General features: G+C 34.6%; 9 protein-coding genes and 1 pseudogene. 4 read left to right on the top strand and 6 right to left on the bottom strand.

All coding sequences use genetic code 11. The annotated features are described in order from the left end of the window. Nucleotides 1-397 precede the first annotated feature (397 nt). The 3 genes from fldA to AC3DU7_RS11095 all read right to left on the bottom strand — a co-directional run bounded on the left by fldA (nucleotide 398) and on the right by AC3DU7_RS11095 (nucleotide 3,456). A complete protein-coding gene (fldA, locus tag AC3DU7_RS11105; RefSeq protein WP_488039412.1) occupies nucleotides 398-910 on the bottom strand; it encodes a flavodoxin FldA in 513 nt (170 codons plus the stop codon). 81 nt (nucleotides 911-991) lie between these two features. After that, nucleotides 992-1,180: a hypothetical protein gene (locus AC3DU7_RS11100; RefSeq protein ID WP_488039411.1), complete on the bottom strand. Its 189-nt coding sequence runs from the start codon at nucleotides 1,178-1,180 to the stop codon at nucleotides 992-994. Between the two features lie 1,241 nt (nucleotides 1,181-2,421). Beyond that, entirely contained in the window at nucleotides 2,422-3,456 is a 1,035-nt protein-coding gene (locus AC3DU7_RS11095) for a chlorophyll a/b binding light-harvesting protein (RefSeq protein WP_488039410.1), read from the bottom strand. A gap of 1,241 nt (nucleotides 3,457-4,697) precedes the next feature. Here AC3DU7_RS11095 and AC3DU7_RS11090 point away from each other — a divergent pair. Together AC3DU7_RS11090 and AC3DU7_RS11085 are read left to right on the top strand one after the other, a co-directional pair. Continuing rightward, nucleotides 4,698-4,982 (top strand): annotated as a pseudogene (locus tag AC3DU7_RS11090) (RNA-guided endonuclease InsQ/TnpB family protein); the annotation flags it as partial. 163 nt (nucleotides 4,983-5,145) lie between these two features. Then, nucleotides 5,146-5,346: a hypothetical protein gene (locus tag AC3DU7_RS11085; protein ID WP_488039409.1), complete on the top strand. Its 201-nt coding sequence runs from the start codon at nucleotides 5,146-5,148 to the stop codon at nucleotides 5,344-5,346. 159 nt (nucleotides 5,347-5,505) lie between these two features. On the opposite strand, the gene AC3DU7_RS11080 is transcribed toward AC3DU7_RS11085, so the two are convergent. Then, nucleotides 5,506-6,609 carry a DUF6745 domain-containing protein gene (locus tag AC3DU7_RS11080; RefSeq protein WP_488039408.1) on the bottom strand — a complete coding sequence of 368 codons (1,104 nt, stop codon included), beginning with the start codon at nucleotides 6,607-6,609 and terminating at the stop codon, nucleotides 5,506-5,508. Nucleotides 6,610-6,857: 248 nt separating this feature from the next. On the opposite strand from AC3DU7_RS11080, the gene AC3DU7_RS11075 reads away from it, so the two are divergent. Both AC3DU7_RS11075 and AC3DU7_RS11070 read left to right on the top strand, forming a co-directional pair. Beyond that, nucleotides 6,858-8,369 carry a DASH family cryptochrome gene (locus tag AC3DU7_RS11075; RefSeq protein WP_488039407.1) on the top strand — a complete coding sequence of 504 codons (1,512 nt, stop codon included), beginning with the start codon at nucleotides 6,858-6,860 and terminating at the stop codon, nucleotides 8,367-8,369. Between the two features lie 334 nt (nucleotides 8,370-8,703). After that, nucleotides 8,704-9,651 (top strand): Rpn family recombination-promoting nuclease/putative transposase, encoded by a 948-nt coding sequence (locus tag AC3DU7_RS11070; protein WP_488039406.1) that lies wholly within the window; start codon nucleotides 8,704-8,706, stop codon nucleotides 9,649-9,651. Between the two features lie 95 nt (nucleotides 9,652-9,746). Here the strand turns inward: AC3DU7_RS11070 and AC3DU7_RS11065 are convergent, their stop codons facing one another. Together AC3DU7_RS11065 and AC3DU7_RS11060 are read right to left on the bottom strand one after the other, a co-directional pair. Further along, the gene (locus AC3DU7_RS11065) at nucleotides 9,747-10,436 is read right to left on the bottom strand and encodes a hypothetical protein (protein ID WP_488039405.1); all 690 of its coding nucleotides are present in this window, start codon (nucleotides 10,434-10,436) and stop codon (nucleotides 9,747-9,749) included. Between the two features lie 607 nt (nucleotides 10,437-11,043). Beyond that, a complete protein-coding gene (locus tag AC3DU7_RS11060) occupies nucleotides 11,044-12,366 on the bottom strand; it encodes a four-carbon acid sugar kinase family protein (protein ID WP_488039404.1) in 1,323 nt (440 codons plus the stop codon). Nucleotides 12,367-12,744: the final 378 nt, after the last annotated feature.

Below are 12,744 nucleotides of genomic sequence, written 5' to 3'. Positions count from 1 at the left end.
CTCTCAAACTTACTCCCGAAATCTGCGAGTTTTACAGAATTAAATTCAGAAATTATTACGGGCGTGACTTCTGAACTTTTTCTTAGTTAAATTTGTTAAATTCTGTTTTTCCCTCTAACTTCCTTCCTTCTGTCGAGCATTGATATCTTTAGAAAATCAGGTAGATTTTCATTAATCAATACAGTTTCGTAAATTACCCTCTGAAATTAAATCAGACGTAAGCATTTAGCTATTAGCATTTCCTACGGAATGCTCCGCAAACAGCATCTCCTTTTGTCATACTGTAAACAGCTTTTTACCTTTTTCTTTCCTGGTGAATGCTGCATAAACATCATGTTGAATTCCCCTTCTAAGATAATAAGTTAATAGCTGATAGCATACCGCTGAATGCTTACGACTAAATCCCAAAATCTGTTTTGAGTTGTGCTACCCATTTTTTGACGCGTTCTTCTGTAAGTTCAGCTTGATTATCTTCATCAAGAGCTAAACCTATAAATTGACCGTTTTTGACAGCTTTAGATTCACTATACTCATAGCCATCTGTTGACCAATGTCCAACTGTTTTACCACCCAAACTAGAGATTTTTTCTTCTAAAATACCCATGGCATCTTGAAAGTTGTCGGAATATCCTATTTGGTCACCTGTGCCAAAATAGGCTACTTTTTTACCATTAAAATCAATATTGTCTAGTTCATCAAAAAAACCTTCCCAATCACTTTGTAGTTCACCAATATTCCAGGTGGGACTAGCAATTATAATGTTTTGATAACCATCAAAATCTTCAGTATTTACCTCATCCATATTATGGATAGTAACCACATTTTCTCCACCAAATTCTTCCTGAACCATCTCTGCTGCTGATTCAGTTTTCCCTGTTGTACTACCGACAAAAAGACCAATTTTTGACATTTTTTACCTCGCTTGTAATCATTTATATTTATGGTAGTTAGATGTAACTAACTTTTAGCAGTTAAAGTTATTGAATTAGAATTAATCAATATCTAATTCATCACAATAACCAGACCAATCACTTCGTAATCGATCCAAGTTATTGTTGGCATTGATTGTTTTATTTTGCCCATTAGTTTCTCCTGATAAATATTTATTCTGTTGTTTTTGATGACCATTTTTGTTTACTTTTCTGACTTTCCATGAAGCCAGTTTTCGTGAATTTTGCATTTTTTTTGATTTCCTATATTTATTTTATTTATGAAATTAAGTGGCTAAAATTAAGCTTAGTAATTCATACTTTTTGTAGCTAAATATTCTTAAAATTACCATTAATTATGATTGTTGATTTCTGATAATGATGGGATGAAATAACGAAGTCAGAAGTTAGAAGTTGTTTTTGTAACGGAGATTTGAGCAAGCCTCCAAAAATATTTCGCCTTAATTAAAGCGGGGTTTTAGACCCAATTATTTTGATAACTTGACAAAACTGTAATTATCATCGAACAGAAAACAAATCATAAAGGTCTCGTCATTTGCCTGTAATTTAATGACTGAAAATTACACAAAATAAATGTACAGATTACTTATTCATTGGAAACAAGTAACTAACTTATAGTAATAGAGAGATAGCTTAGAACTTATGTTGATGACGATCTCTCCTACTTTTCCCTTTTCTCTGCTATAGTTTGAATACTAACTGCTCTATTTAAAGTAATATCTATTAAATTGTTGTGTATTCAAGCTGCATATTTTGCTATCGGATAAAATCGCGATCGCCTTTTATATGATAAGTATTTCATCCATAATAGCTATTGAAAAATATGCAATTTAGGTACCTTAGAGCTTAGCTGTACTCAAACAAGATGAGAAAAAATATCAATAAATTGCGAAAAATATTTATAAGTCAAAGTCTTAATACACAATATATTCAATCCTTAGTATTATCAGTAGGGATTTCACTCAATCTAATGAGAAATATTTCTATTAATATTAACTCACAACCTAACTGAAATTGTCAAGCCTAAAAACAAAATTTTTCCACTTGATATCAAGAAAACTTAAAAGCATTCACCTGAGAAAGCAGTATTCATTACTCAAACAGCGAATATGATGTTTTCTGATAACTACCAATTTTCGACTACTGACTACTGAATATCGACTAATGACTATAAAACTATAGCGCTACACAAATATGGCGCAGACATTCCTCTATTCCCGGAAAAACTTTGATTACCAAATAATTAGAGCTTGCTGAATAAATATTTTTGCTAAAGCAGGGAGTAGCTAAGAGTCAAGTGGAGGGAGTTGTAAAGGAAGTACAGGGTTTAAAGCCTCTCCTTTAAAGGAAAAGCAATTGTTAATTATTAATTATTAATTATTAATTATTAATTATTTACAGGAGCCAGATCCTCAGACCTAAGTACAAAGAATATCCTGATTTCTGACCCCTGAGTTCTAGGCGTTAGTTGTTAAGACTCTTCTACAACACCATTCAAAGCATTTTCAACACGCTTAAAATCAAAACCCATAGCTCGCAGAGCGTGCCAGAGATGACCTTGAAGGAAGAAGAAAGCTAAGAAGAAATGGGCATTAGCTAACCAACAACGAGCAGTATGAGCACCTAGAGGCAACTCTAAAGTATCAGCAAAATAGGGAGTAATCCCAAGCTTAATATCCAAAGCTGGGCCATAAAACTCTACAGGATAAGCTAAAGTATTAACGGCACAGAAATAAGCCGCAACAAAACCTGCTAAAGCTATTCCACCTAAAGAGTAGGAAAGAATTGCTTCGCCAGAGAAGATTAAAACCCGTTTTGCCCAAGGAAGTGGCTCTTTGATAATATGCCAAATGCCACCTAAGACTAGCAGAATTCCCACATAAACGTGACCTCCAACTAAGTCTTCTAAGCTATTAACACTGGCAAAATGAGTTTGATATCCATATATTACTAATGGATCGAGAGTGGGATTAGTTACTAAACGTACAGTTTGAGTTGTCGCATCATAAAGCCCACCAAAATACATAGCTTTGGCTACTAATAATAAAGCACCAAATCCTAAAAAAAGTAGGTGATGACCTAAGATTATTCCTAACTGTTTTGGGTTATCCCATTCAAAGTGAAATTTCTTAGCTCCACCTGTTGCATCATTTAAGTTTTCTGGAGCTTTAAAAGTATGAAAAAGTGCTCCTGCACCTAAGACTGCTGATGAGATTAGATGTACAACACCAACTACAAAAAAGGGATAAGTATCTACAACTTCTCCACCGTTACCGATACCTAAACCTAAAGTTGCTAGGTGCGGCAGTAAAATTAAACCCTGTTCTCCCATAGGCAAATTAGGGGAATATTGAGAGATTTCAAACAGAGTAAATGCTCCTGCCCAAAAGGTAATTAGAGCTGCTTGACCTGCGTGAGCAGAGATGAATAAACCAGATAGTTTAGCGAAGCGAGCATTACCAGCCCACCAATCGTATTTAACCTCTGCTATATCATAAGTTTGCATGGTTTTGTTTCCTTGGATTATAGCCTCATTAGCAGTTTTTATTACAATAGCTACTACTATTTTTTATGTAGTAGTTATTACCTGCTTATATAATAATATACTATACACATGAAATAGAAAAACAGTACGATCAATTACTTTTTTTTAATAATGATTGAATAGTTTTTTTGAAAAAAATATTAATCTAATTTAGTTCAATAAATTTTACAAATAATAATGATTCAGCAGTTATGTTTAAAATAGCTATTTATACATTATTGTCTACTAAATATGCAAATTAAACTACTAATAAAGCAGATATCGAACGGGAATAATTATCGATTTTTAACAGATAAAATTGATTGACAATATGTCAGAAAATCACACCATCTTTGGTAAAACTTTCTTTCATAAAGTCAACAAATATAGCAGTGTCAAATTAGAGACTGCCCTAGCATAAATTCTAATGTTGTGTTTACTAAGTCACTGATTTGAGCAGATGGCAGTAGTAGAAATGCAAATCGCTCATCTCAGTACTGACTCAGCTCTATTCTGTATTGCTGAAATTGATGGAAGGTTCTAATTGTGATATCATACTCTTAATCAAAATACATAGCTTTGGCCACTAACTATAGTGGTCATTTTTTTTGCTTTTGGACTAGAGTAAGCTTTAATACTTTTTCTCAGATGTCCAGATTTATAATTATGGCCTTTTACCTCTTGTTCCAGAGGATATTACATACTTATTGCAACTAATATTCAATAATTTCCTTAATTTGTCAAGACTTTTTTGATATTTTTTATCATTAATTTTTTTTTACCTTAGCAGAGTGAAATCTTAAGAATGCCTTAAAATTAAGGAAGCAAAACTCTTTTACTTTGATGGGACAAATCGTTGATATCAAATCTATCTCAAAAAAATTTCTCTAAAGTATTGACAAAACTTGTCATTAAATTCATAATATGAATTACATTGCTTATGGTGTTCTTCTCTCTGGTAGGACAACGGAGTCCCTCAGTCATACTGAAAATATTCACAGCTTGACTGGACAGCAATTAGGGACTCTTTTTATTTGTCACGATACACGACTTATTGAAGAAGTAGCCATACTGTTTTACGGAAGTTATTAAGTCAAAAGTCATGCATTAAGATTTTATAAGATCAAAACTTTGATGCTACAGTAATTTACGGAAGTTACTTAACATTTTAAAGGAGCGAAACTATTTGAGGTTTGCTGAAAAAGTCTGATGGGTGAGGGTAGGAAACAAACGTAAGTGGAATGCTTAAAAATCATAAACTAGCAAGTGCCATAGCAGATTGTGGATTTTATGAATTTAAACGTCAACTTACATACAAATGTGAATGGTACGGCAGTAAATTAGTCATAGCTCCTAGATTTTATCCAAGTTCTCAAATATGTTCAAACTGTGGGCATCAACAGAAAATGCCGTTGCACTTGAGAACTTATGAGTGTAGTGAATGCGGTTTTGAAGCTGACAGAGATTTTAATGCTGCTGTCAACTTGAAAAACTATGGGTATCAGTAGCTTGAGTTCCAAGCGAATTTAAGCCTGTGGAGAAGATAAGTTACAGACTGCGGTCAGTGGTCTTCAGTGTTTGCGCAGCATTGCGTCAGCAAAACAGGAAGCTAACTCCAAAGCTTATGCAATCGTGTATGGGTAAGTTTGGGTAAGTTTAGTAGAACGGTTGATGAACATCGCAATGTACAACGATGAGATTGAAGCCTTGGAATTGATGAAGGTGGAATTAGAGGCAAATACCGAAGAAGAATCAAAAATCAAAGGAGCCGATCACAGCAATGTAGTCGGTATTTTTTCATGCCAAAAATCTTACAGCAGTTTTGTAGTTGATGAGGTACAAAATTTTAGGACTTTAGGGAGTAGGGAGTAGGGAGTAGGGAAAAAAAGATTAGCCTTAAAAGCGTACCTCACTATTCTAAAAAGTGCTGTAAGTCGTGGTGCATTATCATGGAAGAGTAGAGTGGGGGCATATTGCTCCCACTATCAGTGTTCCTTGTCTCCACCTACCATATTCACGGAAATAATATTGCTAAGTTTGTATATAAAATCCTTGTGGATCGATTCCCCAATTTACCCAACTAATAGCTTCTTTCGCCGAATTTACATGGGGAGGTACCCTTAAAGTATGAATATTTCCCGTGCTTGGACAAATCATTTTTAAGATTAATATTGGCTCAATATCGGCATCATCATCTATTCTTAAAAGAGTATATTCTTGCCATGTATCTATTTCTAAAGTTTGTAAATCTTGGCAAATTTTTTCATAACCAATTTCCTGAATTAATACTCGTCTGAGTTCAGCATTTTTTGTAGATAAAAGCCATTTTGCCTCCCATTTTTGAGGAGATAACATTCCATATTCTTCTGGTAATCTCACACCATGATTAGCATATAAACTATAACCATCAGCAAATTCAATTGCTGGTTTTCCTTCGGCGTGGGGGCGATATTCATCATCCAATAATAACTTTCTAGGGCGATCGCAAATAATACATAGATTTCTCAAAGGATATATCCAACCACAATCTCTAACAATAGATTCTAATACTTGCCAGTCATCTGAATTATAATCACAATTAATCACAGAAATACAAAAATCTATCCAAGCAACATAACTACTCCATAACTCTGTAGGAATAGGATAACTCCACAAACACAACAACTTAATTGAGATTTCAGCAACTATTTCTTGCCATTTTTCTTCTATTTGAGAGTAAAGAATGTGACTCCAAAGCTCCTCTGATTTTAGTGAATCTTCTGTTAATGAACTGTCAGTATCTTCCCGAATTTTGCTATTTATTTCTTCACATAATTTATCGGTAATTTGCAACTCTAGTTGTTCTCTCAAAAGTTGCCATCTATCTCCGAAAATGTGACGATGACCATAGTCATCTTTGCTTTCCCATCGCTGCCAAATGACACTAAGCAGAATGTCAAAAGCTGCATAGGGGCTTTCACAAAAAACAATTTCTGGGTTTGGGTCGCCCATTAAATTGTAGGCTAACTGAATCGCTTCAGTAGCTTTTTGACGATTAATAGGTTGGGTAGAATGTGCTATTGTATGCCACTTTTTCCGATAAACTCGAATCAGAGCTTCTTGCTCAGGTGTCAGTTTAGTAATTAGTTTTTTCATTTTTTAGGGAACAGGGAACAGGGAACAGGGAACAGGGAACAGAAAAGAAGAAAAAAACATATCATATGAATATAATAATTGCTATATTCTATACTTTTAAGGAACATCTAAATTCTCACAACTCATTCCTGATTGCTATAGCATTATAAGAATTAGTTAGGATATTTTTCAATCCTAAAACCCTTTTACAGTTTGCTATTCCCTGTTCCCTATTCCCTATTCCCTAGCGCGTAGCGCTATAAAAGCTTATGAATCAAGAAAGAATTATATTATGGTATCGTAACGACTTACGCGTCCATGACCATGAACCCATTGATAAAGCACTAAAAACTAAGGCTCAAATTATTCCTATTTATTGCTTCGATCCAAGACAATTTGGTAAGACTAATTTTGGCTTTCCTAAAACAGGTGCTTTTCGGGCAAAATTTTTAATTGAAAGTATTGCTGACTTGCGTAATACTCTACAAAAATTAGGTAGCAATTTAATAATTCGTCAACAAAAACCAGAAATAGCAATTCCTCAACTTGCTCAAGAATTCAAGGTTAAATCTGTATTTTTTTATCAAGAAGTTACAGCAGAAGAAATTCAAGTAGAAACAGCACTTCATCAAGCATTAAAACAAATTGGGATTAAGTTGAAATCATTTTGGGGTCATACACTTTATCATCCTAATGATTTACCTTTTGAAATTCAACAATTACCAGAAGTATTTACGAGCTTTCGGAAAGAGATAGAAAAAAAATCCACTGTAAATCCTACATTTTCAACTCCTAAAAAATTACCATTTTTGCCAGAAGTTGAACTGGGAGAATTACCGACTTTATCCCAACTCAATCTAGAATTACCACTACAAGATTCACGAACAGTTTTAGCATTTAAAGGTGGAGAAACTGCTGGAAAAGAAAGAGTAAAAAATTACTTTTGGCAGCAAGACTGTTTAAAAGTTTATAAAGAAACAAGAAATGGAATGCTAGGGGCAAATTATTCCTCTAAATTTTCTCCTTGGTTAGCTTTAGGATGTTTATCATCTCGCTATATTTATGAACAGGTACAAGAATATGAAGAACAGAGGGTAAAAAATAATTCTACTTATTGGTTAATATTTGAATTATTATGGCGAGATTATTTCCGATTTATTTGTCAAAAACATGGGAATAAAGTATTTCATAAATCTGGTTTACAAGGAGTAGCTATTCCTTGGCAAGAAGATTGGGAAAAGTTGAGAAAATGGCAAGAAGGTAAAACAGGATTTCCCTTAGTTGATGCTAATATGCGCGAACTTTTAATGACAGGTTTTATGTCAAATCGTGGCAGACAAAATGTTGCCAGTTTCCTGACTAAAAATTTAGGAATTAATTGGCAAATGGGTGCTGAATGGTTTGAGTCTTTACTGATAGATTATGATGTTTGTAGTAACTGGGGAAATTGGAATTATACTGCTGGAGTAGGAAATGATGCACGAGGTTTTCGTTATTTTAATATTCCTAAACAGGCAAAAGATTATGACCCCGAAGGAAAATATGTTAAACATTGGTTGCCAGAATTAGCAAAAATACCTGCTGCTAAAATACATGAACCAGGAAAATTATCACCTATTGAACAAGAAAGGTTTGGTGTAAAAATTGGTGTTGATTATCCACGACCAATGATTGATTTGTGGCAGTCTGTTAAAGAAAATGAAAAAATTTATAATGCAGCGTTAAAACCTGAAGTTAGAAGAGGAAAGAGAGAATTAGGAAGAAGAAAATTTTATAGATAAATTTGAGAAAAATTCCATCATTAAAAATCATATTTCAGTTGTACTATCTTAGTAGGTAGCTAGGTCTAATACCAAGGGTGAAAAAAAGAATGCTTTACTTGTATAAAATTTCAACTATTAAGTAAATAACTTATGTAGAATAACTTCTTTGATCTTTATTAGCCAGTTGGTGTAAATTATTCACATTTTTACTTCTCCCCCACTGCCCTACTGCCCTACTGCCCTACTGCCCTACTGCCCTACTGCCCTACTCCCTTACTGCCCTACTCCCCTACTCAAGAAAGTGTAGCAAACATTTATAAAATCGGTATAATCTTTTAGGAGAAACACTTAAATGAAATTTATTAGCCCCAAAACTGACTTTGCCTTTAAAAAAATCTTTGGTTCTATTCACAGTAAAAACATCCTGATTAGTTTTCTCAATGCTATAGTCTACAATAATCAAAATATTATTCAATCCCTAGACATAATTAATCCTTATAATCCTGGAGTTACTAACATTCTTAAGGATACTTATTTAGATGTTAAAGCAGTTTTAGATAATGGTTCTACAGTTATCATTGAAATGCAAGTCTTGAATGTAGAAGAGTTTGAAAAACGAGTAATCTATAACTTAGCTAAAGCCTATGGAAATCAATTAGATGTAGGAGAAAGTTACCTCATGTTGAAACCTTTTGTGGCTTTGACAATTACCGACTTTGTGTTATTTGAAAAAATAGATAAAATTATTACTAAATTTAGACTTAAAGAAGAAACAGAATTGTTTAATTATCAAGATGAATTAACATTAATGTTTGTAGAATTACCCAAATTTAACAAAGAATTATCAGAATTAGAAACTCTGAGTGAGAAATGGATATATTTTCTGACTTCAGCTCCCAATTTAGAAGTAGTACCATCTTCATTAGGAGAAGTATCAGAAATAGAAGCAGCATTAAATATAGCGAATAAGGCGAACTTAAACAATGAAGAATTAGAGGAATTAGAGAAACAGGAAAAGTTGATTAGAGACAGGAAAGGAGAAATTTCTCTAGCAAGAAGAGAAGGAATTGGAATTGGACGGGAAGAAGGAATTGGAATTGGACGAGAAGAAGGAATTGGAATTGGCATAGTGAAACAAATCTTACGTCAAATTCGCAGAAAGTTTGGAGAAATAACTCCAGAAGTTCAAACTAAAATAGAGCAATTATCTGTAGAAAAATTAGATATTTTAGGTGATGAAATTTTTGATTTAGCAACTATAGTAGATTTGGAAAACTGGTTAAATCAACAAGTAAAATAGCTACATGAGCTGAAAAAGTTCGACTTTGCTGGTTTTGGACTTTCTTAATCCTCCCAAATCAGCAGGCAAACTTCCATCTTCATTCCTCTGGCATCTCATTGAGCAGAGGTTTCCCAAAGAAGCGGAGGAATAATTGTTTCATCAACTAAGTCATAGAAAAATGTGGCTACAATCTGATATAAATATCGAACTGCATAAAATTCACTAATAAATCCAATTGCTTCAACTTTACCTGTAGCTTGAGGATAGTAAGGACTATATGAAAACCAAATACCATCACCATACCTCTGTACACACCCGATTAAAGCATCCAGGTCTTCTAAAAAGATATCCTTTTTAGGATAATCTAAGCCGATTTCATATTCTTGAGGTAGAGGAGGTACAGATTCATATCCAAAGTCGAGAAAGGCAGCACCCATAATTTGATGTAAATATCGAATGGCAAAGAATTCGTCTGAGAAACCAAATATTTCCGTACCATCTAAAAGTGATTTCTCATTGATATAATACGAACTATGTGCTAGCCAAGTGCCATCAGGACATTCTTGAATATAGCCGAGAATTCCTCGTGATTTGCTGAAGGAAACCCACTTTTGAGGCATAATTCTGACAATATCTCTCTTCTCTATCTTTTCAAAAATCTCTGGCTCTCGCCATATTTTTCCTTGGCTATCGTATACATAAACATTTATTTCAGATAGAGTAAATTTATATCTATCAAGGAATTTAAAAGAAAAGTTATGGTGTCGATCAATATCAAACAATGTCTGTACTCCTAAACCCATACAAATATATTTTCCTGGATTTAAATTAGCAATAACTAGAATAATATTGTTTTCTCATGCTTTACGGCTCATCCGTTATAGTACTGTGGCAAAGTATTTGCTGTTAGAATTACCTGCTAAACAGATTCATTGGTTTGATGTAGCGCTATAATCTCTCAATTTTTAGGTAGGGCTTGCCGATTAAATCTAAAGGCATTGACAGATAAGGTAAGTGCCTTTTTCGGTGGAAAAAAGTGCCTGGTTTTCAACTGGAAACCCTCAAAAACTTAACACAAAAGGCACGGGGATAGCAGAAAAATTACTCTAACAAATATATTCGATTATCTCCTAATTAATTCCTCGTTTCTCCTAACTACAGCAATGAGCGCTGGTATATTTACAAATTGCAGGATTTGCCCAATAGCTAAAAGTCTTATGTTATCGGCAATTTATTCCCTCTGTTGCCAGATGAGCTGTTGCCTGTTGCCTGCGCACAGCGCTATACTCTTTACTCCCCCACTCCCCTACTCCCCTACTCCCCCACTCCTTAAAAAGACTTTTGAGCGCAAACCTCAAATAATTCCCCCCTTCTCAAAATAGTCAGGGAGGAAACTCAACCTCGGGAAAACTATCGACTCAAACGCTGATAAACTGTCGCCAAACCATCCACATCCCCAACATTACCAGGAAATAAAACAACAGGTAACTCAGGAAATTGAGGATGCTCTGCGGGAGTGCGCACCATCGAACAACCAGCCAACACCTGACCTAATAATCTAGCAGTAGTTAAAGCCAAACCTTTACTCAGAGTATCATTAGAAGTAATCCCACCTTTACTAATCAAAAACCCAATATCCTCCGGCAAACCCCGAACAATATCCATCAATAACTCGGAGACTGCTACACCAAACTCCAAACGCACCTGCACATTTTCAAAAGTCAACTCTTCACGGCTGGTATAAACTACAGGTGTTTTCCCTTCTGCATGAACAGTATGAACTTTTTCGAGTACATTTTTGAGTAAACTTGCTCTCTTTTCCTCAGACTCTTCAACTAAATGAGACACATTGACTTCTACACCCACTACATCAGACTCTTGTAATAACCTTTCCAACTGTTGGGTAGATTTTTTAACATGAGAACCCACAATAATTACACCTGGTTTCCCACTCCTGACATACTGCCTCATCTCCTCAGCAGCTATAGGTTGATTTCCCAAAGCAGCTAAAGAAGTTAAAATACTTGCAGCACTCCGCAATAGAAACTTTTTACCTTGACTAGCTGCTGCTAACAAATCATTAGCAAACTTGTCTAAGTCAGCTTGAGTTTCACCATCGACAACTCCACATTGGTTGCCAGTCATTTTCATCAAACGTTCTAAACTACCAGAGCGAATATCATCAAGTGTAAATTTTTCTACAGTTTCAGCTTTGATTTTACCTTTGGTTTTTTCTTCCACATAATCAGGTAAATAACTATAGGTGTAGCCAAATACCGAATCTTTAGCAAACTCTGTTTCGTGAACTGGCGTTTCTACACCATTAACCATTAAATAGTGGATGCTGTTGCGGGTGACTCTTCCACCTTCAAAAAATGCTGGAACTAGGAAATGAGCGTCAAATGGACCAAGTTCGGCTGCTATGACATCTGTTTCTATGGGATAATGACCTCGTAGGGTAGAGTCAGAACGACTAACAACTAAAAAATCTTGGATATTTAATTGAGCGATCGCTTCAGTCAAGTTATGTGTTACTTCTCGTGTCACATTAGCTGCTTGCTCTGGAGTCAGGGCACGAGTATTGGAGAGAATAAAAAATATAGGAGATTCATCAAGTAATCCTAATTTGAGGGTTTCTATATCCCATTTAGTCAGAAGTAGACAACTATGAACAGTTTGGGAACCCGTGGGGTCATCATCTAGGACAATAATTTTTGGTTGGCTGGTAGTCATGTTTTTTTGCTCATTATCTATATAAGTCTATACCGAGATTCTCAAAAAAGTTTTTCTCAGTTTTCACAACTATATCCATAGATATGTTTTTATTGTATTAACCGATATTATTTTGCTAACAATTGTTAACAATACATAGTAGAAATTTCTACTTAGGGAGTATCTCCCAATTTGGTAGAAAAATGTTCTACCACGCTTTTGAGCAAAATGCCACACGTTTACATCGCGGTCAAGATGAAAACCATTATTACCAGTAATATCATGTCTGCTTGAATACTTATATTTTAGTTAAACGAAGGCAGAAGGGTTTCTTACCATTGTGACTCAATTCTATACACAAATGATGCTACCGAACATGATATAATAGATTTTTTACCG

This window comes from Okeania sp. (assembly GCF_983059655.1).
This window is presented reverse-complemented; position numbering and strand designations above follow the sequence as displayed.

What these genes read in the sequence shown, in the direction of transcription:
- fldA (WP_488039412.1), bottom strand. Translation starts at nt 910, where the DNA reads ATGTCAAAAATTGGTCTTTTTGTCGGTAGTACAACAGGGAAAACTGAA.
- AC3DU7_RS11100 (WP_488039411.1), bottom strand. Translation starts at nt 1,180, where the DNA reads ATGCAAAATTCACGAAAACTGGCTTCATGGAAAGTCAGAAAAGTAAAC.
- AC3DU7_RS11095 (WP_488039410.1), bottom strand. Translation starts at nt 3,456, where the DNA reads ATGCAAACTTATGATATAGCAGAGGTTAAATACGATTGGTGGGCTGGT.
- AC3DU7_RS11085 (WP_488039409.1), top strand. Translation starts at nt 5,146, where the DNA reads ATGAACATCGCAATGTACAACGATGAGATTGAAGCCTTGGAATTGATG.
- AC3DU7_RS11080 (WP_488039408.1), bottom strand. Translation starts at nt 6,609, where the DNA reads ATGAAAAAACTAATTACTAAACTGACACCTGAGCAAGAAGCTCTGATT.
- AC3DU7_RS11075 (WP_488039407.1), top strand. Translation starts at nt 6,858, where the DNA reads ATGAATCAAGAAAGAATTATATTATGGTATCGTAACGACTTACGCGTC.
- AC3DU7_RS11070 (WP_488039406.1), top strand. Translation starts at nt 8,704, where the DNA reads ATGAAATTTATTAGCCCCAAAACTGACTTTGCCTTTAAAAAAATCTTT.
- AC3DU7_RS11065 (WP_488039405.1), bottom strand. Translation starts at nt 10,436, where the DNA reads ATGGGTTTAGGAGTACAGACATTGTTTGATATTGATCGACACCATAAC.
- AC3DU7_RS11060 (WP_488039404.1), bottom strand. Translation starts at nt 12,366, where the DNA reads ATGACTACCAGCCAACCAAAAATTATTGTCCTAGATGATGACCCCACG.